This window comes from Enterococcus sp. BWB1-3 (genome assembly GCF_016745275.1).
Taxonomy (GTDB): domain Bacteria; phylum Bacillota; class Bacilli; order Lactobacillales; family Enterococcaceae; genus Enterococcus_L.
In genome coordinates this window covers 1-24,349 of the sequence record NZ_JADOEP010000008.1, presented here as the reverse complement: position 1 = coordinate 24,349, position 24,349 = coordinate 1, and the positions used below count along the sequence as shown (strand labels likewise).

The 24,349-nt window shown below is 37.6% G+C and carries 18 protein-coding genes, 1 pseudogene and 1 CRISPR repeat array; of the genes and pseudogenes, 18 read left to right on the top strand and 1 reads right to left on the bottom strand.

Annotated features, from left to right (window positions below; all coding sequences use genetic code 11):
* The first annotated feature begins 377 nt into the window (after nt 1-377).
* From IW492_RS07620 to rhaD, 7 genes are all read left to right on the top strand, one after another.
* On the top strand, nt 378-2,438 hold the full coding sequence (locus IW492_RS07620) for a BglG family transcription antiterminator (protein WP_202067019.1): 2,061 nt from the start codon (nt 378-380) through the stop codon (nt 2,436-2,438).
* Nucleotides 2,439-2,445: 7 nt separating this feature from the next.
* Nucleotides 2,446-2,913 carry a PTS sugar transporter subunit IIA gene (locus tag IW492_RS07615; RefSeq protein ID WP_202067018.1) on the top strand — a complete coding sequence of 156 codons (468 nt, stop codon included), beginning with the start codon at nt 2,446-2,448 and terminating at the stop codon, nt 2,911-2,913.
* 13 nt (nt 2,914-2,926) lie between these two features.
* The gene (locus IW492_RS07610; protein ID WP_202067017.1) at nt 2,927-3,343 is read left to right on the top strand and encodes a hypothetical protein; all 417 of its coding nucleotides are present in this window, start codon (nt 2,927-2,929) and stop codon (nt 3,341-3,343) included.
* 51 nt (nt 3,344-3,394) lie between these two features.
* Complete coding sequence (locus tag IW492_RS07605; protein ID WP_202067016.1) at nt 3,395-3,688, top strand: PTS sugar transporter subunit IIB; 294 nt, start codon at nt 3,395-3,397, stop codon at nt 3,686-3,688.
* Nucleotides 3,689-3,714: 26 nt separating this feature from the next.
* A complete protein-coding gene (locus IW492_RS07600; RefSeq protein WP_202067015.1) occupies nt 3,715-4,986 on the top strand; it encodes a PTS galactitol transporter subunit IIC in 1,272 nt (423 codons plus the stop codon).
* Nucleotides 4,987-5,013: 27 nt separating this feature from the next.
* Nucleotides 5,014-6,060: a zinc-binding dehydrogenase gene (locus tag IW492_RS07595; protein WP_202067014.1), complete on the top strand. Its 1,047-nt coding sequence runs from the start codon at nt 5,014-5,016 to the stop codon at nt 6,058-6,060.
* 72 nt (nt 6,061-6,132) lie between these two features.
* Nucleotides 6,133-6,945: a rhamnulose-1-phosphate aldolase gene (gene rhaD, locus IW492_RS07590; protein WP_202067013.1), complete on the top strand. Its 813-nt coding sequence runs from the start codon at nt 6,133-6,135 to the stop codon at nt 6,943-6,945.
* A gap of 109 nt (nt 6,946-7,054) precedes the next feature.
* Here the strand turns inward: rhaD and IW492_RS07585 are convergent.
* Nucleotides 7,055-8,239: pseudogene (locus tag IW492_RS07585) on the bottom strand (IS110 family transposase).
* A gap of 306 nt (nt 8,240-8,545) precedes the next feature.
* Between IW492_RS07585 and fucO the strand changes: the two are divergent.
* From fucO to csn2, 11 genes are all read left to right on the top strand, one after another.
* Nucleotides 8,546-9,697 (top strand): lactaldehyde reductase, encoded by a 1,152-nt coding sequence (gene fucO, locus IW492_RS07580; RefSeq protein WP_202067012.1) that lies wholly within the window; start codon nt 8,546-8,548, stop codon nt 9,695-9,697.
* 134 nt (nt 9,698-9,831) lie between these two features.
* Nucleotides 9,832-10,662, top strand: a complete 831-nt coding sequence (locus IW492_RS07575) for a class II fructose-bisphosphate aldolase (protein ID WP_202067011.1) — start codon at nt 9,832-9,834, stop codon at nt 10,660-10,662.
* 11 nt (nt 10,663-10,673) lie between these two features.
* Entirely contained in the window at nt 10,674-11,366 is a 693-nt protein-coding gene (locus IW492_RS07570) for a triose-phosphate isomerase (RefSeq protein ID WP_202067010.1), read from the top strand.
* The gene (locus IW492_RS07565) at nt 11,363-11,878 is read left to right on the top strand and encodes a YjbQ family protein (RefSeq protein ID WP_202067009.1); all 516 of its coding nucleotides are present in this window, start codon (nt 11,363-11,365) and stop codon (nt 11,876-11,878) included. Before IW492_RS07570 ends, IW492_RS07565 begins: the two co-directional genes overlap by 4 nt.
* A 1,256-nt stretch (nt 11,879-13,134) precedes the next feature.
* Entirely contained in the window at nt 13,135-13,602 is a 468-nt protein-coding gene (locus IW492_RS07560; protein ID WP_202067008.1) for a MarR family winged helix-turn-helix transcriptional regulator, read from the top strand.
* Entirely contained in the window at nt 13,599-15,335 is a 1,737-nt protein-coding gene (locus IW492_RS07555) for an ABC transporter ATP-binding protein (protein ID WP_202067007.1), read from the top strand. The genes IW492_RS07560 and IW492_RS07555 overlap by 4 nt, the downstream gene beginning before the upstream one ends.
* Nucleotides 15,328-17,217 (top strand): ABC transporter ATP-binding protein, encoded by a 1,890-nt coding sequence (locus IW492_RS07550; protein ID WP_202067105.1) that lies wholly within the window; start codon nt 15,328-15,330, stop codon nt 17,215-17,217. Before IW492_RS07555 ends, IW492_RS07550 begins: the two co-directional genes overlap by 8 nt.
* Before the next feature lie 570 nt (nt 17,218-17,787).
* Nucleotides 17,788-21,798 carry a type II CRISPR RNA-guided endonuclease Cas9 gene (cas9, locus tag IW492_RS07545; protein WP_202067006.1) on the top strand — a complete coding sequence of 1,337 codons (4,011 nt, stop codon included), beginning with the start codon at nt 17,788-17,790 and terminating at the stop codon, nt 21,796-21,798.
* Nucleotides 21,799-22,665 (top strand): type II CRISPR-associated endonuclease Cas1, encoded by an 867-nt coding sequence (gene cas1 / locus IW492_RS07540; protein ID WP_202067005.1) that lies wholly within the window; start codon nt 21,799-21,801, stop codon nt 22,663-22,665. It abuts the gene before it with no gap.
* Nucleotides 22,662-23,003 (top strand): CRISPR-associated endonuclease Cas2, encoded by a 342-nt coding sequence (gene cas2, locus IW492_RS07535; protein WP_202067004.1) that lies wholly within the window; start codon nt 22,662-22,664, stop codon nt 23,001-23,003. The genes cas1 and cas2 overlap by 4 nt, the downstream gene beginning before the upstream one ends.
* Nucleotides 22,993-23,655, top strand: a complete 663-nt coding sequence (gene csn2 / locus IW492_RS07530) for a type II-A CRISPR-associated protein Csn2 (protein WP_202067003.1) — start codon at nt 22,993-22,995, stop codon at nt 23,653-23,655. Before cas2 ends, csn2 begins: the two co-directional genes overlap by 11 nt.
* 131 nt (nt 23,656-23,786) lie before the next feature.
* Nucleotides 23,787-24,219: direct repeats of the CRISPR family, unit length 37 nt; unit sequence GTTTTAGAGCTATGCTGTTTTGAATGTCTCCAAAACA.
* Between the last annotated feature and the right edge of the window lie 130 nt (nt 24,220-24,349).

Sequence of the window (24,349 nt, the reverse complement as noted above, 5' to 3'; positions counted from 1 at the left end):
GTTATGAAAGCGCGTTCTTTTTTTGATACGTTCCTTTATACTGGAATTAAGTTCAAGAAATCCTCTGGATGATACTATGAGATAAGACTGAAGGGTAACTCAAAAGAATCCATGAAAAAATGACCGATTGAATAACCGATGCACTTAACAAAGAACCTCTGTCCATCAATAAAAGGCGCAGTAAAGAATCGCTTTGGGGCTATTATTACAGCTCCATGCTGTTCATTGTAAAATGCTCACGTCGCCACCTAAGATAATATAATTGAATCGTTGCAAGGGAGAAAATGAGAACAGGTTGTAAATCCGTGTATCAAAAGGATTTGAGGGGGTTAGGGTAATCTATGGGGAGTTACCTACTAAAGAAAGGCGGGGGAAATATGTATTTAGATAAACGCAGTAAAAATATTGTTCAATACCTTGTTTATCATTCTAACACGGACAATCGCGAACTCATGACAAGCTTTTCATTAAGCAGAAATCAGCTGACCTATACAATTAATAAAATTAACGATTGGTGTAAAGAAAATCGTTATCCTGAAATTAAACGGCTTCGTACTGGGCATTTCCAAGTACCGAAAAATCTGCTGAACTTAATGGATAAAGACGAAACAGCTAAAAATGAAACAGTAATCGAGGATTACGTATTGTCAGAGGATGAGCGGTCAAATCTGATTCTGCTGATGATTTTTTCCAAGCAGGGGTATCTTTCGCTAGACCATTTTATGATTGATCTGAATATCAGTAAAAATACAGTAATGCGGACAATCAATTATTTGAGGGAGCTGCTGCCTGAAAATATTCAAATTTCCTATAACAGAAATGAAGGGTATGTGCTGATTGGAACAGAGTGGGATATTAGAAAGCAGATTATTCGAACAGTAATGACTGTCAAACGGATGTATAATGGAGAACATTTTTTGAAGAAGTATATTGATATTTCTGAATCGACGTTTTTAAAATATCATGACATTTTGGAAAATGCGGAACAGCTGCTGAATGTAAAATTTACGGATGATCGAATCGAACATCTTCCTTATGTACTCGCACTGATGGCTAAAAGAATTGAACTGGGACATATTATTCAGGAATCATTTCATATTCGTAACAATATGCTTTCAGATACAAAGGAGTTTATGGCAGCCAGTAAAATTTTTGATAACTGGACCGGGATTCCTGATCAGGAAAAGTTATTTATTACCCTTCAATTATTGACTACAAATGTATTTTCTGGGGATCTGCTGACAGAAAAGCTCTCAAAAGAACTATTTGATGTTGTTGAAAACTGTTTGTATCAATTTGAGCGCAGAGCCTGTGTGACTTTAAATAACAAAAGAGAATTGAAACAGCGTCTGGTACTGCATTTGAAGCCGGCATATTATCGAATCAAATATCATTTGAATCTAAAAATGAGTGTGGAAAATTTTCATTTTAATGAATACCAGACGGCATTAAAAGGGATTGTCTATGAAACGTTTCAGCCTCTGCAGCAGTTTATTGGAGAGGTAATTCCGGATGAAGAATTCGAATTCATTTCTATTTTTGTTTTGAGTGGCTTGTCGGAAAAAAGTGATGCTACACCTAAAAAAAAGGCAGTTGTTATTTGCAAGAGCGGTATTCTGATTTCTCAAACATTACACACTTTTTTGCAAAAAATATTTCCCGAGTTCCAATTTGTTCCGCCACAATCGCTAAGGGACTTTAATAAACTTCCAGATGATGTTGAGATTATTTTTTCAACTGTTCCTATTGACGGCAAGCTTCCAGTATATTTAGTCAAACCAATGATGACACAGCGTGAGCTGGAAATTTTGAGAGTGGAAGTTTTAAATGATTTGTCAGTAATCTCGACAAAACCAACAAAGGCTGTCTCAGTAAATAACATACTGTCAATTATAAAAAAATATTCAACGATTGAGCAGTTGGAGCAGTTGGAGGAAGAATTGACACAGCTCCTTTATGAAGTGAACTATGAAGAACACGCTGCTTCGGGGAAAAGCTTAAGGGACCTTCTTCAGGCGAATCAGGTTCAGATTGTCAATAAGGTATTGAATTATCAGGAAGCAATTAATCTAGCTAGTCACCCTCTGATTGGCGAAGATTATATCAACGAAAATTATGTATATCAAATGATTCACAATCATGATTTTAATGCTCCATATATTGTATTAGGTGAAGAAATTGCGATTCCCCATGCGTTGCCGGAATACGGTGTACAGATGCTGGGAGTATCTGTTCTTTTTGTTCGTGAAGGGGTCTCCTTTTCTGAGGAAGATACGATTCATTTCCTATTTGTCATTGCCCCAGTAGATAAAGAGCAGCATATAGAAATGCTTTATGAAATTATGAATTTGGCTGAAAATCAACAGCGGCTTGAAAAAATGAAACAGGCGGCAAATGAAAAAGAGTTATATCAATTAGTTATTCAGGAAGCGGAGTGAAAGATGGATGGATGTCGAAAACCTAGTAGAAGAGGAACTGGTTCTGTTCACAACTCAGAAGGATCAGTTGCTTTTATTGGAAGAAACGGCTGATTTACTTGAGCAGCAGGGGAAAACAAAATCAACTTATAAGCAGGCAGTGATTGAACGAGAAAAAATATTCCCGACAGGACTGGAGACAGAACATATCGGTGTTGCGATTCCGCATGCAGACAGCATACATGTTAATGAATCGGCTATCGCAATTGTTGTGCTGAAGCATCAGGTTCCGTTTATCCAAATGGGCAGTGAGGATGAGCAGGTTCAGGTTGAAGTGCTTTTTATGCTCGCATTAAAGAAAGCAGAAGACCAGTTAGAGATGCTTCAAGTGCTGGTTGAACTGATTCAAGATGAAAGAAATATGGATAAGCTGAGACATGCAAAAGATGCCGCCGGAATTATTCAGTGTATTCGGCAGTTTTCAGCAAATCAATAGAGGAGGGAACACGATGTTGGCACCAATTATTGATCGAATGCTGAGCTTTAATTTAGGCGAACCGGGTCGCTTTTTTGTTGAACTGATTCAAAATAATCTGCTGCTTTTTTTGATAATCTTCGCTGTCTATGGAGGAATTGTTTTATATGCCAAATATATTTGGGTAGAATATCTTCCTGGAAAAATGAAAGCCTTTTTAGAAAAAAGTGCGTACGAAAAGATGACAGCAGATCAGTATTTTGAAAATTGGCTTGTGCAGCGACAGCAGCTGCCAAAGTATATCCTTGTCCCGACACAAAATGAGTGGTGGGTGAAACCGGCAGCTAAAATGTCAGGACAGGAAAAAATGCTCTTTTACAATTCAAAAAAGAAGAAACTGTCTGAGCGGGAACGTTTTTCTTTATTGGTAGAAGAAATGGGCATGGTCTAAGGCATCAATCCTGTTTATAGGAAAATAAAATAGAATCGGAGGAATAATAAGATGCAGAAAAAAAGAATTTATGTATGTTGTGGGTCGGGAATTGCCACTTCAACTGTGATTGCGAAAAAAGTCAAAGAAGCACTGGACAATAATGGCATTCCCTACACTTTGGATCAATGTACAGTACAGCAAATCAGTTCAAAAGTAGCAACATTGAAACCGGATTTGATTGTTAGTTCGGCGCAGATTACTACAGATGTGAAAGATGTTCCGATTGTTATGGGACGTTCGTTTTTGACGGGGATCAAAAAACAGGAAACGATTGACGAAATTATTTCAATTTTGAAAAGTTGATTTTTAAGAAGTAAGGAGGAGAAAAAATGACAGTAATTTTTGATTTTTTTCAGTACATCATCAACTTAGGTGTCAGTGTAATGATGCCGCTGATTATTACAATACTGGGACTGATTTTTGGTAATAAGTTTTCGGCTTCATTTAAATCAGGACTGACAGTTGGAATTGGTTTTGTAGGCTTGAATGTGATTGCCACACTGATGATGAATGCTATCAGTCCGGTGACACAGGCTCTTGTTGAGCAGTACAATTTCAAACTCACGGCGACTGACATCGGCTGGGGTGTGGGTTCATCTCTGGCATGGGGAACAGAGGTTGTTCCTTTTGTATTCATTACAATTATTGCCACGAATGCTGTTATGATTGCGCTAAAATGGACAAAGACCATGGATGTGGATATTTGGAATTTCTGGCATCCTATGGTTATTGCCAGTGCGCTGTACTTGGCAACAGGAAATATGGTGATTGCTCTGCTAAGTGCCGTTGTTAATATGGCCATTATTTTCAAAGTTGCAGATTGGACACAAAAAGATTTGGATGAAGTTCTTGGATTGGAAGGAATCTCATTTCCACAGATTCAATCAAGCGGTTGGGCATTTATCGGATATCCGCTGAATTGGCTGTTGGACAGAATTCCGGGAATCAAAAATATTTCATGGACACCTGAAAAAGTGCAGAATCGTCTGGGGATTTTTGGAGAGCCGATGCTGATGGGCTTGTTCGTTGGAGGGCTGTTGGCTGCGGTTGCCCGCATGCCATTGGATATCATTTTTCAAACAGCTGTAACCATTGCAGCAAGCCTGGTGTTGATGCCGAAAATGGTGGCACTGCTGATGGACGGACTGACACTGATTTCTGAATCAGCACAGGAGTGGATGCAAAAACGTTTCCCAGGACGAGAGCTTTATATTGGATTGGACTCTGCCCTGGGAATAGGTCACCCTTACGTTTTAACAACAGGATTATTAATGATCCCGTTTGCACTGGTGTTAGCATTCATTCTGCCAGGAAATAAAGTATTGCCTCTTGCAGATTTAACTGCTTTACCATACTTTATGATATTCGCTATCCTTCCGTCAAAAGGAAACCTGTTCAGAGGTCTGATATCAGGTGTAGTTTTCACCACGATCATTCTTTATTGCTCCAGCTATGCCGCTCCTATTATAACACAATTAGCGGTTCAGGTGGGATACCAGTTGCCAGAAGGTACTAAAGAAGTTACGTCTTTGGCAGTTGGTTCCCAATGGTACACATGGATTATTTATTGGGTGTTTGAAAAAATCGGTATGATGTTCTAATAAAAAATAGTAGGAGTGAACGAGCAAATGAAAGCAGCATTAATGTATGGAGCGAATGATATTCGTATTGAAGAGATAAAGAAGCCTGAGTATGATGCACAGGGATTATTACTGAAAGTTGAAGTCATCGGGTTATGTGGATCAGATATTCGAAACCTGACCACAGATTCAAGAAAAGGGGACTATCCACATATCTATGGACATGAAGTGGTTGGGACAGTTGCAGAAGTTGGTGCAGAATGTACAAAGTTTGAAGTCGGTGACCGATTGTATGTTTATCCGGCAGTTCCCTGTCTGAAATGTGAATATTGCCGGGCAGGAAACAGTCACAGCTGTAAGAATTTGAAAGCTTACGATCGTATTCAAGGGGGATTTGCACAATACATGGCAGTCCCATCATGGGGTGTTAACGGACCAAATATATATAAAATTCCTGCAAATGCTGCATTTGAAACGGCAGTGATGGCAGAACCGTTGTCTTCTGTTTATGCCTGTCTGGATAATGTCAATGTTCGTATTGGTCAGACAGTGGTTATTGTCGGTGCAGGACCAATTGGTTGTCTGCAGGCAGAACTGGCAAAAATACGTGGTGCCAATCAGGTGATTATGGTTGAGATTAATGATCAGCGGCTGGAAGAATCAAAAGAATTTGGAGTAGATCATGCAATAAACAGTTTGAAAGTTAACGCACTTGAAGAAGTAAAGCGATTGACAAACGGTGAAGGAGCAGATGTGGTTATTTCAGCTAATCCATCTACGAAAGCACAGACAGATGCAGTTTATATGGTGAGAGCAAATGGAACTCTGGTCTTCTTTGGCGGTGTTCCCAAGGGACAACTGACAGATATTGACACCAACTACCTGCACTATAACAGTATTTGGGTATATGGGCATTATGGATCGAATACAATACAAGTCAAAGAATCATTCGATATGATTATTTCTGGACGGATTGATGCATCGAAGTATATTTCTAAGATCATGATGCTGGAAGAATTGTTTGATGCCATTCAGTTAATGAAGAGCGGTCAGGCAAATAAAGTATTGATCAAGCCATGGATGAACGAAAAATAAAGAGTAAAGTAATCAAAAATTAACGATAACGAGCAGCATCAAATCAAAAGAAATAATTCAGGAGGAATTCGGATGAAGGATGTATTGAATTATCAGGCAGTTAAGGAAATGATAGATATTACCAGCAATTTGTATAGGCTGGGCTGGGATGAACGAAATGGTGGGAATATTAGTTATCTTCTTGAGGAAAATGAAGTGCTGCAATATGTGGATGCAGCGAAGGTATTACGGAATATTCCGATGATCTTTAATGGAGAAGAGTTGATTGGCAAGTATTTTCTTGTCACAGGTTCAGGAAAATTTTTCAAGAATGTTGCTGCTGATCCTGAGACAAACTTGGGAATTATCCGTGTTGCAGGGGACGGTGAAAGTGTGGACCTCCTTTGGGGATATAAAGGCGGCGGCGTTCCAACCAGTGAACTGCCAGCCCATTTTATGAGTCATATTGCGCGACTTGAAGTTGATTCAGAAAACAGGGTTGTGATGCATTGTCATGCGACACATTTATTGGCAATGAGCTTTACGCATGACTTAACTCCTAAAGTATTTACAAGAACTTTGTGGGAAATGTGTACAGAGTGTCTGGTTGTATTCCCCGAAGGAGTGGGGATACTGCCTTGGCTGACTCCGGGAACAAATGAGATTGGGGAGGCAACTGCTGAAATGATGAAGGTGTTTCGAATTGTTTTGTGGCCGTTCCATGGTATATATGGCGCAGGAAAAACAATGGATGAAACATTTGGGTTGATTGAAACTGCAGAGAAAGCGGCAGAAGTGTATACGTATGTTTGTGCACAGGGGGGTGTCAAACAAAGGATTACAGATGAAAATTTCCGGGCTCTTGCCAAACAGTTTGGTGTGGTTCCAAACAAGGATTTTTTTTAATGTAGAAAGACTAACTATATAAAGTCAAGTACAAATAAATAAAATCCATCTGGAATCAAATAACAATTTTTATGCATACCAAATAAATATTAGAAGGATCAAATTTTCATTACTGACGGATTTTGTAAGGTTCGTTTTTCGTTAATATCGCATGGGGGATGTAACACAGTTTTCTAGAGACTGAACCAATCGCAGTCAGATGGTGTCTCCCCTCTGCTCACTTCTTATCATAAAAGGCTTTAAGCGTGGGATCATGTTGTGAAGCAATCAAAGCAGCCTGAAACAACGCCTTTCACAGGTAAGGAGAACCATGTTTGCTCATCACAGTGTGGGTAGCTTCGTACTGTCCAGATTGAGTAACGGAGGCATCGATACCAGCGTAGGCAACCAATTTTTGGGGATTGGAAAATTTATGGATATCCCCAATCTTACTTAGTATCGTCGCCCCAGTGATCCGTCCAATACTAGGAATCGTTTCAACGACAGAATGTAAAGACATCATCAATTGTTTGATCTCATTTTCTGTTTGGTTGATCTGTTCTTCTAAAAAATTTAGTTAATCAATCATTGAGCGCAGCTGAAACGAAAAAGCGTTTTGTGCAAAACGAATACCAAAAGAATGAGAAGCTGCATCTCTTAGTGCTTCTGTTTTGATTATCCCAACGCGATTGCGACTAGCCTACCTCAAGGTTTCAGCTAGTGTTTCGACTGAAACTTGATTGAATTCATCAGGAGAAGAAAATTTAGAAAGCACGGTTTTAGACGCTTTTCTAAAAATGCCAACTTTTGAAAAGGTAGTCTCGTATTCAGGTAACACTTGATTCAAGACAGCGATAATTTTTCGTTTGAAATAACCCGCTGTTCTAATCAGATAGGAGCGATAGTGAGTAAGCTGACGTAAAGAAAACATCGTTTCATCTGCTAGAGAAGTGTTGTTAAACGAACCGTAGTGAATCAAATCAGCGATCAAGACCGAATCAATAATGTCATTTTTACGTTTGCGGATTTCAGTACCTTTTTGCCAGCCATCTGTTTGGATTGGATTAATGACGTGAACAAAATAGTCTTGTTCGTTGAGAAAGGAAAAGAGTGCCAACCAGTAATGTCTGGTAGCTTCCATTCCAACGAGAAAATCATTAGGTGAAGAAAAGAAAGCTTCTAATTGTTTCGTTAAGCTACAAGCGCCCTCCATCGAGTTTGGAAAAGAGAACCCTTTAAGGAGAATTTTTCCCTCTGCATTCATTACTGATACGGCATGGGTATGTTTACCAATATCAATACCAAGATAAAACATAAGAACCACCCTTTTCCAAGAATTTGGATTGATTGCTACTCAACTGAAAAGTGTCACTACCTTGTTCTAGATATAGAGTCAGGCAGAACACCTGCAACATCTAACTCATTCGTAATCGGAGGGATCAGTCTTTCAAGTACGAGTTTTAAGGATTCAAGGAGGGGACGATCCAACCTCTCAATCCATTAAGTATATTTTCTCAAATGAATGAGGAAATACCAATAGAAAGATAACAAAGGTTCAGAGGGTTCTTCTTCAACAATTGGAAGATTAAAACCCTAAATATAGTATACAAGGAGTGTAAACATGGTTAATCGAATGATTTTAAACGAAACATCCTATTTTGGTAAAGGAGCAATTGAGGAAGTTCCGGTAGAATTTAAAAAACGGAATTTTAAGAAAGCAATCGTGATTACCGACAAGGAGCTGATTCAATTTGGTGTAGCGACAAAAGTTACAGATTTACTGGACAAGGCGGGAATAAACTATACCGTTCATGATGGCATCGTTCCGAATCCGACGATCCAGAATGTGAAGGACGGGGTGGTGGCTGTTAAAGAAGCGGGAGCTGACTGTATTATCGCTATCGGCGGCGGGTCGCCGATTGATACAGCCAAAGCCATTGGAATTATCGTGACAAATCCTGAGTTTGCAGATGTCCGAAGTCTGGAAGGTGTTGCAGATACGAAGCAGCCCTGTCTGCCGATTCTGGCGGTGCCGACCACTTCAGGCACTGCAGCAGAGGTAACGATCAACTATGTTATTACTGATGAAGAAAATCAGCGCAAGTTTGTCTGCGTAGATCCGCACGACATTCCTATTGCGGCATTTGTGGACAGTGATATGATGATGGGGATGCCGAAGAGTCTGGCTGCGGCAACCGGCATGGATGCCATGACCCATGCAATTGAAGGCTTTATTACCAAGGGCGCATGGGAAATGACGGATATGCTGCACCTGAAAGCAATTGAGATTATTGGTCGATCATTGAGAGCTTCCGTAAATGGTGATGAAACTGGAAGAGAAGCAATGGCACTGGGGCAGTATATTGCGGGAATGGGCTTTTCCAATGTCGGATTGGGACTGGTTCATGGAATGGCGCATCCGTTGAGCGCTTGGTATAATATTCCGCACGGCGTTGCCTGTGCTTCATTACTGCCGACTGTCATGAAGTACAACAAAGCATTTACCGGCGAAAAATACCGTGAAATCGCTGAGGCTTTAAAAATTGAGGGCGCAGAAACGATGATGATTGAAGAGGCAAGGGATGCCGCCTGTGAAGCAATTGATCGTTTAAGCCGGGATGTAGGCATTCCAGCGACTATTTCAGAGCTGGGTGTGAAGGCCGAAGACCTGCAGAAGATTGCCGAGGATGCATTTAAGGATGTCTGCACACCGGGCAATCCAAGAGATACCTCAGTAGAAGAAATCATTGGACTGTATCAGAGTCTGATGTAGGGGGTCTCAGTTTTAAATAAAAGAAGATATACAGAAGAGAATGTGCTGAAGAGTCATTGCATCCTCTTAAACTGAATAAATGATGTAATACAGACAGCTTTTGGTACAACTTTTACAGAAAGGATGGAAGATAAATGTTAGTTACTTCAAGAGAAATATTTGCTGATGCAAAAGCAAAATACTATGCAGTTCCTGCGCCAAACTTCTTTGATTTTTCTTCAGCCAAAACATTTATTTCAGTTGCTGAATTAATGAATCGACCATTGATACTGGCATTTGCTCAGGCACACATGGACTTGTTGTCGTTGGAAGAAGCAGCTTTAATAGGTAAGTATCTGGCTGCTGAATCTTTTGTTCCCATAGTTCTTCATCTGGATCATGGCACAGATGAGGCGATTATCAAAAAAGCGATTGATTTAGGTTTTACTTCCGTAATGATAGATGCTTCACAAGAGGCTTTTGAAGAAAATATTCGAAGAACGAAGAGAGTTATCGAGTATGCACAACCAAGAGGCGTAGTGGTTGAAGCCGAATTAGGACATGTTGGTTCTGGTGAAAATTATGAAAATCATTCCCAGAGTGATTCAATCTATACAGACCCCAAAAAGGTTGCGGTCTTTGCTGCTGAAACTAATGTGGATTCACTAGCGGTATCTATTGGAACAGCTCACGGCTTTTACAAAGGAGTTCCTCAAATTAACTTTGATTGTCTTCATGAAATCAAGAATAGAACAAATATCCCTTTGGTTCTTCATGGCGGCTCTTCTTCAGGAGATGAAAATTTGCATCGGTGTGCGATAGAAGGAATAGTAAAAATTAATATTTTTACAGACCTTGTAACTGGAGCAATGGAAAAAATTCAAACAGAAAATCCAAATGATTATTTTGAATTAAAACGTTCTGCTGAGAATGGTATGGCCGAGGTGTTGAGACATTGTTACCAAATTTTTGCAGCTAAGGAATAGGAGGAACAGAAATGAGTCGGTTAAGGACACCATTTTTTTGTGTGAATCCCAAAGCTTATCTTTATGGAGATTCTTCTTTGAAATTAGCGATTACAGCAGATTGTTTAGCTGAAAAGTATGATGTGGATATTTTTTTCACAGTTCAACATGCAGATGCTTATCGAATTGCTTTGCAGACGAAGAATCTTATCATTACTGTTCAACACATGGATTATTTGGAGCAGGGGCCGGGGATGGGATACATTTTACCGGAAGCACTTGCAAAAATAGGAGTTCAGGCAACGTTTCTAAATCATGCGGAGTACCCAATTACTTATAATGAATTGAAAAAGACAATTGAACGAGCAAAACAGGTAGGGATAAAGACAATTGTCTGTGCAGATTCTCTGGAAGAGGGAAAAGCTGCTGCTTTACTGGAACCGACAGTCATAGTCTGTGAGCCGACAGAATTAATTGGAACGGGACAGACTAGTGATCGGACATATATGGAGCAGACAAAGCAGGCGATAAAAGAGATTTCGAAAGAAGTATATGTACTGCAGGCAGCTGGAATCAGTACAGTTGAAGATGTTAGACAGGCACTTCTTTCAGGAGCAGATGGAACTGGAGGAACCAGCGGGATTGTCTGCGCGGATAATCCTGAAGCGGTTTTGAGTCAGATGATTCGGGAAGTCGGAGAATACAAGAGAGGAACATCCACATGAAAATAGCAGAGAAAGAGTTGATTTTGCGGTCAAACGGACGCCGAGTAACCTATCACAATATTACTGAAGAGATCAAAAAATTTTTGGATGAAAATGGAGTGAAAAATGGGATTTGTACCGTACAGTCACAGCATACAACCTGTTCTGTGATTTTTGAAGAATTCGTCCATGATTTGGATTATAATGGAGATGAATTTTTGCAGGCGGACTTAAATCATGTCCTAGACCGAATTGTACCAAGAGAGCTGTCAGAAAATATGAATTATCGGTATCCGGGGCAAAAGCATTTAGATTTTCTGCTTAGTTTGAATCATAAGGATCATCCGTCTGATTCGGCCGTTTTATTGAATGGAGATGCCCATATTCGTGCTTCTATTTTTGGCGCAAGTGAAACTCTTGTTGTGAAAGAAGAAAAATTAATGACTGGTGTTGTTGGTTCTGTCTATTTTATCGATTTTGATCAAAATCGGGTAAGAGACAGAATCTGTCATCTCCATTTTATCGGAGAGTAAAAGACATAAAGAGAAGGCAGCTGAACAGGTTGGAAAATTGACTTAATTTCCACTGTTTAGCTGTTTTGAGTTTAACTATGTTGTAAATTAATTAACAATAGAACATTTAAAAATGCCAGAACAGTTGAACTGCCTTGCTTTAGAATAATAGAGGGGGAGCTGGTAATTTCGCTATAGATAGTCACGCTAATAATTATAATTAAGAAAGTTATTGATATGTTCACCGGATTGATCGCAAAAAAGCAGACTGTAAAGCCGAGACCATTATAAATTCTCTGATTTTGATAAGAATGTTCACGGCAAGATAGTTTAATTTTTCGATAGATTGCCCCAATGCAGCAGCCAATGCTTTTCAAAGTAGATACAAGGCTCTTCTACTGATGTAGGAACATCTAGTAGGCTGGTATGTGAACCGACAATCTGATGAATGTGAAATATTCAGCCTTCAATCTTTATCACATACGTGAGAAGTACCGCTATCGAGGTGAGTAAAACTTGATTGAGTGCTCTTTCTTAACTTCACGCGGATAGTTTTTTGATGGTTAGATCCTGTTTCAAGTACTTGAAAAACCACTCAATTTACCAACAGGCTTGATACATATCTGGAAGTTCATAGGTAGGCACATCGAAGTAGTTTCTTGCCTTTTGTCTCAAGGGTGATTAAGCGAAAACAAGATATCTTATACGTTTTCCCATATTCTAAGCTGACGTGTTGATCGCTCTGAGAATCTAATAATTTTCCTGCTTGGAAACAGATGTCTCTAGATGCTCAAGAATGCTGACTAACATATCCTTCTTGAGTCGGCTTACAAAGAAATACACGTCGGGATACATTTGATTGGACCGCACATAGTTGAAATACCCGTAATCTGTGATATAGGTGGTTTCGGCTTTATTAATCAGTCTGTCGATTTGTGTGAGTACTACTTGTTCTGGGTATTGATGAAGTAAATCTAAATAACAGAAGGTCATGTGAAGTAGGATTCCAGACTGGGGTGTTCGAAACTTTACCTATTAAAATAACTGTTTGCTTAAAGAAATAGAAGAAAACCATTTCTGAAAAGAGGTTTTTGAATGATAGGTATCCATGTACAGGTCCTTTATATTAGTTTCAGATAAGTTACCAAGAGTAGTATAAAGGCTTGTTTTGTTTGATGTTGATTTTCTTGTTTTTTTTTCAGCAATTTCTCTTGACGGTTTCCTATAATCTATCGTAAAATAGTTAGGGAGCGAACTAATTATGGGAAGGAAAAGTTATGAGCAGAAAAACTGCACTGAGAATTAAGATACTGTCTAATGAGCTGAACAGAAAAGTTGCTGAGCTTTTGAAGGAAGACGGTGAGCCTTCTTCAGGAATTCAAATGAGAGTATTGAATTTTATTCACTGGAAAAACAGCAGCAATGAACCAGTTTATCAAAAAGACATTGAACATGAATTTGATATCCGCCGTTCTACGGCAAGCGGGATTTTACAAAGAATGGAAAAGCGTGAATTAATCCGACGTAAGAGCTGTGACGAAGACAATCGCCTGAAGGCGATTTTTTTGACGCCTTCAGGGCAGCACAAGGTAAAAGAGAACATTTGTAAGCTGGAAGGCTTTGATAAACAGCTGATTCAAGGCATTTCAGAAGAAGAGCTTGCATTGTTTTTCAGAGTAATTGATCAGCTGTCTGAAAACAGCAAGAAGATGGAGATAGGTAAGGAAGGTAGGCGAAATGCATGATCAAAAAATTACTTGCTAATGTAGGTGAGTATAAGAAAGAAAGTATTATTACTCCGATTTATGTAACTGGAGAAGTGGCGTTAGACATTATTATTCCTTTAGTTATGGCGATGATGATTGACAGAGGGGTAGAGAAGGGCGACACTGGAGCAATTTTGATGTATGGTGCTTTGTTGTTTATCTGCGCAATTATTGCCTTATTTTTCGGTGCAATGTCCGGTCGTTATGCAGCAGTGGCTTCAGCTGGTTTTGCCAAAAACCTGCGGGATAATTTGTTTAAGAAAGTGCAGGAATTCTCTTTTTCCAATATTGACAGATTTTCTACGTCAAGCTTGATCACAAGAATGACGACCGATGTAACCAACATTCAAAATGCGTATCAAATGATTATTCGTTTACTGGTGCGCAGTCCGTTGATTTTCATTTTTTCACTTGCAATGGCATTCAAAATTAATGGTGATTTATCCATTATCTATCTGGCTGTTGTTCCGTTTTTAATTATCGGCTTGGCAATTGTTTTTTATTTTGCTCATCCGATTTTTGAAAAAGTGTTCCGTATCTATGATCGGCTGAATAACGTAGTTCAAGAGAATCTTCAGGGAATTCGTGTGGTTAAATCGTATGTCAGAGAAGATTTTGAAGATGAAAAATTTAAATCTGTTTCAAAAGATATCTACAAGAATTTTTCCAGAGCCCAAAGTATTGTAGCATTTAACAATCCGGTACTGCAGTTTGCTGTGTATACATGTATGCTGCTGATTTCATGGCTGGGAGCAAAATTTGTTGTCGGCGGTACACTGACAACAGGTGAGCTGATTAGTATGTTTACCTATACAATGCAGATTTTGATGAGTTTAAATATGCTGTCAATGGTTTTTGTTATGGTGATTATTGCCCGCACATCTGCAGAACGGGTAACAGAGGTTTTGTCTGAGGAAAGTGATCTTAAAAATAATGATCATCCTTTGTTCGATGTACCAAACGGCAGTGTCACATTTAAAGATGTTTGTTTCAGCTATGCCAATGATCCTGAAAAATTAGCGCTGAAGCATGCAGATATGACAATAAAACCGGGAGAAGTTATTGGAATTGTCGGCGGGACGGGAAGTTCAAAATCGACCATGGTTCAGCTGATCCCGAGACTTTATGATGCAACAGAAGGTATAGTTGAAGTCGGTGGGCATGATGTCCGTGAATACGACTTGAAAACCTTGAGGGATCAGGTCAGTATGGTGCTGCAGAATAACGTTCTGTTTACAGGGACAATTAAAGAAAATCTACGCTGGGGAAATGAAGATGCAACCGATGAAGAGTTGATCAGAGTTTGTAAGATTGCTCAGGCAGATGGCTTTATTCAGGAGTTTCCGGATAAATACGACACGATGATTTCACAAGGGGGAAATAATGTTTCCGGTGGACAGAAACAACGTTTGTGTATTGCCAGAGCCTTGTTGAAGCAGCCGAAGATATTAATTATGGATGATTCAACCAGTGCTGTTGATACCAAAACAGATCGATTGATTCGTGAAGGCATGAGACAGGAAATTCCAGGTACAACGACTTTTGTTATCGGTCAGAGAGTTTCTTCTGTTCAGGATTCTGACAGAATTGTTGTTATGGATAAAGGGAGGATTAACGCAATCGGTACACATGATGAGCTGTTGGCAACAAATCCTATTTACCAAGAAGTTTATGAATCTCAACAGAAAGGATTTGGTGAAGATGATGCGTAATGACTCTAAAAAAGGTGCTCACGAGCCTCAAAATCCTTTAAAAATATTGAGACGACTGTTCTCTTATATGGTTAAAAAATATAAGTTTCAGTTAACCATGGTAATGATTTTTATTTTACTCAGCACGTATGCCAATGTTCGCGGATCGCTGTTTCTTCAAGTAGTTATTGATGATTATATAACGCCGCTTCTGGGACTGACAAATCCCAATTTTTCAGGCTTGCTTAAAGCCATTACAATGATGGGCTTCATTTATGCAACAGGAATTATTTCCAATCTTCTTTATAACCTGATTATGGTGCGAATCAGTGAAGGAACGCAAAAAGAAATTCGCGACCAGATGTTTACGCACATGGAAACTCTGCCGATTGGCTACTTTGATTCTAATTCAGATGGGGATATTATGAGTCATTTTACCAATGACACAGATACTCTTCGCCAGATGATTTCTCAGAGTATTCCCAATCTGCTGGCTGCAGCAGTCAGCTTTATCAGCGTTTTTATTGCGATGTTCTCAATCAGTATTCCGTTAACCTTAATTGTTATCGTTTCTGTTGGGATTATGATCTTTACGATTCGTCTGATTGCCGGACAAAGCAGTAAGCATTTCGGAAAACAGCAAAAAGATTTAGGAAAAGTAAATGGGTATATCGAAGAAATGATGCATGGTCAGAAGGTTGTTAAGATTTTCAATCATGAATCGGCAGTTATTCAGGAATTTACTGATATCAATGAGTCGCTGCGTGAAAGTGCGACACAGGCAAATAAATATGCCAACAGTCTGATGCCGATAATGATGAACCTGTTGAATATTCAATATGTATTGCTGGCGATTATCGGCGGGCTGTTCTCTGTGTATGGTGTTTCCAGTTTGACTATTGGGATGCTGGCTTCTTTCCTGCAACTGAGTCGTTCACTGAATATGCCCATCAGTCAGGTTTCGCAGCAAATCAACTTTGTAATTATGGCACTTGCAGGAGCAGACCGTATTTTCCAATTGATTGATGAAAAGCCTGAAGTAGATGATGGGTATGTAACACTTGTAAATGTGAATAGAGAAAATGGTCAGCTGGTGGAAAGTGAAACGAGGACAGGTATCTGGGCGTGGAAGCACCCTCATGAAGATGGTTCAGTGACTTATACGGAGTTAACAGGAGATGTCCGTTTTGAGGATGTATCCTTTGGCTATGTTGATAATAAGCTTGTTCTTAAAGATATTCAGCTATATGCGGAGCCGGGGCAGAAAATTGCCTTTGTAGGGGCAACAGGTGCCGGAAAAACAACCATTACCAATCTGATTAATCGTTTTTATGATATTCAGGAAGGAAAAATTCGTTATGATGGTATTAATATAAAGAAAATCAGAAAGCATTCATTAAGAAGATCCTTAGGAGTCGTTCTGCAGGATACTCATTTATTTACAGGAACGATTCGTGAAAATATTCGCTACGGAAACTTAAATGCCAGTGATGAGGATGTAATTGCAGCTGCTCAGCTGGCAAATGCAGGTGCCTTCATCAATAACCTGCCGGACAAATATGATACAGTCATAACCGGTGACGGAGAAGGCTTGTCTCAAGGACAACGCCAGCTGTTGGCAATTGCCCGTGCAGCAATCGCTGATCCGCCCGTTATGATTATGGATGAAGCTACTTCCAGTATCGACACAAGAACAGAAAAACATGTTCAGGCAGGTATGGATCGTCTGATGGCTGGACGTACAGTGTTTGTCATTGCCCACAGATTATCAACGATTCAGAATTCAGATATTATTATGGTTATGGATCATGGACGTATTATTGAACGAGGAAATCATGATGATCTGCTTGCTGAAAAAGGTGTATACTATCAATTATATACAGGAAAAGTGGAATTGGACTAAAAATGCAGCTGATGAAAAGAAAAAGTGCTTCGAAAGAAAGCTTTAACAGCAGTGTTTATTTTCTAATATCAACTCCAGCATATTTCTCGTCTCAACGGTATTATGACATAACAGCAATTTAGCATTAGCCAACAATGTTGTAGAGCCAATCAATAATCCAACAATAAAAATATACCAAAAAAGACTCAGAAATTATATCTCAAATCTTATCAAAAGCAGGGATTAAAATCGCAAAAGTGATTTTGATCCCTGCTTTTTCTGCAGTTAAGAGAGTATAAAGTTTTCATAAATTAAAAGCTTATTATAGCAAGATTATCTATGTCTGAACTCATGAATTAGTTTTCTCAGAATAAAGAGAAAAATAAAAAAAAAGCGCCGAAAACAGCGCTACTAAAAAGTTGATTACGGACAAGGCCTTATTTTAACTCGCTATGTTGTTTTGAATATCTCCAACAAAATCATTTTAATCTATAGAAATAAAAAAAGCAAGGTTTTTTTGTTTTTATGATAGAAATTTCAAGCTAAAATTGGTAAACTAAAGATGAGATCAAAAAGAAAGCGGTGTTTTTATTGAGGAAAGGGTACACAATTGGTTTAGATATTGGAACAGCAAGTGTCGGCTGGGCTGTTTTAACAGAAGATTATGATTTAGTAAGAAGAAGAATGAAAATAAATGGAAACACAGATAGAGGAAAGGTTAAAAAGAATTTTTGGGGTGTACGTCTATTTGAACAAGGGCAGACGGCAGCTGATCGACGCTTAAAACGAACTACTCGTCGTCGTTTAGAGCGTCGAAAAAATAGGATTAGAACATTGCAAGAAATATTCTATGATGAAATAATTTCTAAGGATACTAATTTTTTCAATCGGTTGGAAGATAGCTTTTTGACACCTGAAGATAAACGTGCAGAACGTTATCCCGTTTTTGGCACAATAGAAGAAGAGAAACAGTATAATGACCACTATCCAACTATTTATCATTTACGTAAAGAATTAGCAGATTCAAATGAAAAAGCTGACTTAAGATTGGTTTATTTGGCGTTGGCCCATATCATTAAATATCGAGGTCATTTTTTAATTGAAGGGTCATTGAATACAAATAATTCTTCTGTTTCAGCAGCATTTAAAAATTTTCTACAAGAATATAATCGAGCATTTTCTAAACAAGAAGATGACAGCTTACTTAATCCTGTTGAGGAAACTAAAAATGTTGAAGCGTTACTTACTGAAAAAGTGTCACGTAGTAGAAAATTTGATCATGTTCTGCAAGTTTTTGACGGGGAAAAGTCTACAGGTTTATTTGCTCAGTTTATTAGAATAATTGTTGGAAATACGGGGAATTTCAAAAAATATTTTTCTTTAGAAGAAGATGCTAAAATTTTATTTTCAAGAGAGGAATATGAAGAAGAAATCGAACGTTTGTTGGCACAAATTGGCGATGAATATGCAGATGTGTTTGAAGCTGCTAAAAATACGTATGAAGCTATTGAACTTTCTGGAATTTTGACAACAAAAGATGCAGCGACACATGCTAAATTATCGACAAGTATGATTGAGCGTTACGAAGCACATCAAAGAGATTTGAAACATTTGAAGGAATTTGTGAGAAAGCAGTTGCCGGAAAAATATGCAGAGATTTTTAAAGATACAGCAAAAAATGGTTATGCTGGTTACATTGATGGAAAGACAACGCAAGATGAGTTTTACAGCTTTATGAATAAAGTACTAAATAAATATGATGGAGCAGAGTATTTTATCGAGAAAATTTCACAAGAGGATTTTTTAAGAAAACAACGAACCTTTGATAATGGAGTAATCCCACATCAAATTCATTTGAGTGAATTAAAAGCGATTCTGAAACGGCAAGCTGAATATTATCCGTTTTTGGCAGAGAATGAAGAAAAAATTATTCAGCTGTTAATGTTCAGGATCCCCTATTTTGTTGGACCATTGGCAAAAGGGAATAGTGATTTTGCGTGGCTGGTTCGTAATTCAGACGAAGAAATTCGGCCTTGGAATATTGAACAATTGGTAGATTACAGTCAATCTGCAACAAGGTTTATCGAACGAATGACCAATAATGATTTATATCTTCCACAAGAAAAAGTTTTACCCAAACATAGTATGTTATATCAAAAATATAGCGTTTTTAATGAATTAACAAAAGTGAGCTATCTGGATGAACGAGGCTATGAACAAAACTTTTCTAGTGTTGAAAAACGGGAGATATTTGAAAAATTATTTAAAGTACATCGGAAGGTTACTCAAAAACTATTACTAATTTTTTTGAAAAATGAATATGGTATTGACGTCCAGGAAATTCGGGGAATACAAAAAGCATTTAATGCCAGTTTTGGCGTCTATCATGATTTTAAAGATAAAATGGGGTTTTCGAAAGAAGTGCTGAATGATCCGGAAAATAGTGAGATGTTGGAAGAAATCATTAAGATTCTAACCATTTTTGAAGATCGTAAAATGATAAAAAAACAATTGGAACGTTTTTCAGATCGGATAGATGACACTATTTTAAAGAAATTGGAACGTAGACATTACACTGGCTGGGGACGTTTATCCGGAAAATTGCTTGTAGGTATTTATGATAGATATTCGCAAAAGACAATTTTGGATTATCTAATGGATGATGATGGGCCAAAGAAGAATATCAATCGAAACTTTATGCAGTTGATTAATGACGATAATCTTTCTTTTAAAGAAGAAATAAAAAAAGCACAAGTAGATACGAAATCAAATAACTTACATGACATTGTTAATAATTTAGCAGGGAGCCCTGCAATAAAAAAAGGTATTTTACAGAGTTTGAAAATTGTCGATGAAATTGTAGAAATTATGGGTTATGAACCTAAAAATATTGTAGTTGAAATGGCAAGAGAAAATCAATCCACGGCTCAAGGGATTAACAATTCAAAACCGAGATTAAAGCGCTTGGAAGCTGCTATGCAAGAATTGGGCAGTAGTTTACTTAAGAAAGCTCCCGTTAACAACACTGAATTGCAAAATGATCGTTTGTACCTGTACTATCTTCAAAACGGCAAAGATATGTATACTGGGGAAGAGCTCTCACTGGAAAAATTGTGGAGCTATGATATTGATCACATTATTCCCCAAAGCTTTATCGTAGATAATTCGATTGATAATCGGGTACTGGTTAGTTCTTCAGTGAACAGAGGGAAATCCGATAATGTCCCTAGTGAAGATGTAGTGAATAAAATGGAAAGATTTTGGGAAAGCTTGCATAAGTCAGGTCTAGTCAGTCAAAGAAAGCTTGACAATCTAACCAAAGCCAAGCGTGGTGGTCTAACAGAAGATGATAAAGCTGGATTTATCAAGCGCCAATTGGTAGAAACTCGTCAAATTACAAAAAATATAGCCCAAATTTTAGATTATCGTTTTAATGCTGTGGAAGGTCAAGAGCTTAAAGAAAGAAAAACTAAAATTATTACCTTGAAATCCGCGTTAACTTCACAATTTAGAAGAGAATTTCAATTATATAAACTACGTGAAGTGAATGATTATCATCATGCTCATGATGCCTATTTAAATGGGGTCGTTGCGATTACTTTATTAAAGGCGTATCCGCAATTGGAGCCGGAATTTGTTTATGGCACATATCCAAAATTCAATAGTTTTAAAGAGAATAAAGCAACTGCTAAAGCACAGTTGTATAGTAATATTATGCGTGTGTTTAAAGAAGAAAAACGTGTGAATGATGAAGGAGAAATCGTTTGGGATAGTAAATACTTAGGTAAGGTTAAGAGTGTTTTACAATACAAGCAAATGAATATTGTGAAAAAGACTGAAGTTCAAAAAGGCGGCTTTTCAAAAGAATCAATTCTGCCAAAAAGTAATTCAGATAAGCTGATTCCCAGAAAAAATCAATGGGATACATCAAAATATGGTGGCTTTGACAGCCCGGTAATTGCTTATTCAGTGGTTATTTCTTATGAAAAAGGAAAGAAAAAGAAACGTGTAAAAGATATTATCGGAATGACAATTATGGAGAGTCAAAAATTTGAGCAAGATGAAATATCATACTTAGTTAATAAAGGGTTTGAAAACCCACAAGTATTAGCGAAATTACCTAAATATACTGTATATGAGTTAGAAAATGGGCGAAAGCGTATGGTATCAAGTGCCAAAGAAGCACAAAAAGGAAATCAAATGGTGTTGCCTAAGCATTTAATTGAATTATTGTATCATGCCAAACATGTTAATGATAGTTCAGGAAAAAGTAAACGTTATTTGGAGGAACATCGTAGAGAATTCGATGAATTATTGAAGGTTATCAGTGAATTTTCTGAGAAATATACAAGGGCTTCTGCTAATTTAGTTAAAATTCAAAAGTTGTATGAACAAAATCGTGATGGTGAAGTAGCTGAATTAGCCTCCTCGTTTATTAATGTATTACAATTTAATAAAATGGGAGCACCAGCAGATTTTAAATATTTTGGCGAAACAATTCCTAGAAAACGGTACACAAGCTTGAAAGAATTATTAGATGCTGTAATCATTTATCAATCAATCACCGGATTATATGAAACACATCGAAAGTTGGGTGATTAGATGGGCTGGCGTTCAGTTATCGTAAATACGCACTCCAAACTGTCGTATAAAAATAATCATTTGATATTTAAATCTCTTCAGCAGCATGAAATGATCCATCTTTCCGAGATTGATGTTTTATTATTAGAAACGACTGATATTACTTTAACCTCCATGTTGATTAAACGCTTAGTTGATGAAAATATACTAGTACTTTTCTGTGATGATAAACGCTTGCCTATTGGGAAATTACTACCATTTTATGGTCGCCATGACAGCAGCTTGCAATTATCCAAACAGATTGCTTGGGAGAGTGATAAGAAAGCAGGAGTATGGACAGAAATAATTTCACAGAAGATATTAAATCAAATGCAACTTCTAAATTTAGAGGGATATGCAGAGAAAGCTGACTCGTTGTATCGTTTATATGAAAAATTAGAAATTTTTGATCCGACGAATCGAGAAGGTCATTCTGCTCGAATCTATTTTAATACATTATTTGGTAACGATTTTACACGTGAATCATCCAATCCAATCAATGCAGGGTTGAACTATGGTTATACGCTATTGATGAGTATTTTTGCTAGAGAAATTGTAAAATCTGGTTGCATGACACAATTCGGATTGAAACATGCCAACCAGTTTAATGATTTTAATTTGGCTAGTGATTTGATGGAACCATTCCGACCTTTGGTAGATAAGATTGTCTATGAGAGTAAAGGAAAAGAATTTCCAGCTATCAAGCGAACGCTGTTTGATTTATTTAGCAATACGTATGCATACAACAACAAACAAATGTATTTAACAAATATTGCCAGTGAATATACTAAAAAAGTCATTAAAGCTCTTAATGATGAAGGAAAGGAAGTTCCTGAATTTAGGATATGAGTTATAGATATATGAGATTATTGTTAATGTTTGATATGCCGGTTGAAACAGCAGACGAACGTAGAGCTTATCGGAAATTCCGTAAATTTTTAATAAGTGAAGGGTTTATTATGCATCAATTTTCTGTCTACAGTAAATTACTATTAAACGGTACTGCCAGTAAAGCAATGATTGCTCGACTGAAGCAAAATAATCCCAAAAAAGGATTGATTACTTTACTTAATGTGACAGAAAAACAATTTGCGCGAATGATTTATTTGAATGGTGCACAAGATAAAAGTGTTGGAAATACTGACACACGAATTATTTTCTTAGGAGAAAATTACGATGAAGCTTAATTTTTCTTTACTGGATCAACCGATTGAAATAGATAAATCTGCCTTTTTTATAATTGAAAATCCGAAAGCCTTTGCTCATGTAACGAAATTGTTGTATCAGTACGAACAAGGGAATGAACTAAAACTATTTGATGAAAAACAAAAAGCGCTCAAAGGTACAGAATTACTGTTGGTTACGGATGTTTTTGGCTATGATGTAAATTCTCCGGCTGTTTTGAAATTGATTTATACTGATTTAGAGCAACAATTGAATGAGAAACCGGAAGTCAAAACAATGATTGAAAAGCTGAGTTCGACTATAAGCGATTTGATTGGATATGAACTATTAGAGCATGAACTAGATTTAGAGGAAGATGAAATAACTATTTTGGAACTATTTAAAGCTTTGGGGATCAAGATTGAAACTAAAAGCGATACATTTTTCGAGAAGTTGCTGGAAATTATGCAGATAACCAAATTTCTTTCTAAAAAGAAATTACTGGTTTTAGTCAATGTCTGTTCATTTTTAACGAAGGAAGAATTAGAAGAACTGACGCAGTATATCTCTTTATTGCATATTCAAGTGTTGTTTATTGAACCAAGAAAAGTTGATACGAAAAGTCAATATATATTAGATGAAGATTATTTTCTTTACCATGATGATAAGGTATAATAGTAAGTGAAGATATGTGATCCTTGAGAATTGAATAATTAAGTAAATAATTTTGAGGCATTTAAAGCAAGAATCTTGCTAGGATGAGTAGTGCGATTACGAAATTAAGTGGAAAAAATTTTTTCTACGAGGTTTTAGAGCTATGCTGTTTTGAATGTCTCCAAAACTTACCCCTTGCGGCAAGCGCCATCCATTTGGTTTTAGAGCTATGCTGTTTTGAATGTCTCCAAAACAAAGTGTCTGCGAAAGTCACAAGAGCGCATGTTTTAGAGCTATGCTGTTTTGAATGTCTCCAAAACACTTCGAATGACTGCAGAGAATCGTTTCTCGTTTTAGAGCTATGCTGTTTTGAATGTCTCCAAAACATTTAAGAAATACATCATACCAGCTGAACTGTTTTAGAGCTATGCTGTTTTGAATGTCTCCAAAACTTGCATACTGTTTTTTTGACAACTTTCCAAGTTTTAGAGCTATGCTGTTTTGAATGTCTCCAAAACTCTGGAATTTGCGGGGTAAAACAAGCCCCAGTTTTAGAGCTATGCTGTTTTGAATGTCTCCAAAACATGAAAGTTTGGAATGGCAACCCTTTTCTTGACAGTTTTTATAAGGTGTCCGATTTCAATTCGCGTTATTGTCCGATTGTCCTTGACAATGAGCCTCCTCGGATATGAGGAATACCGGCAGAAGCTAATAA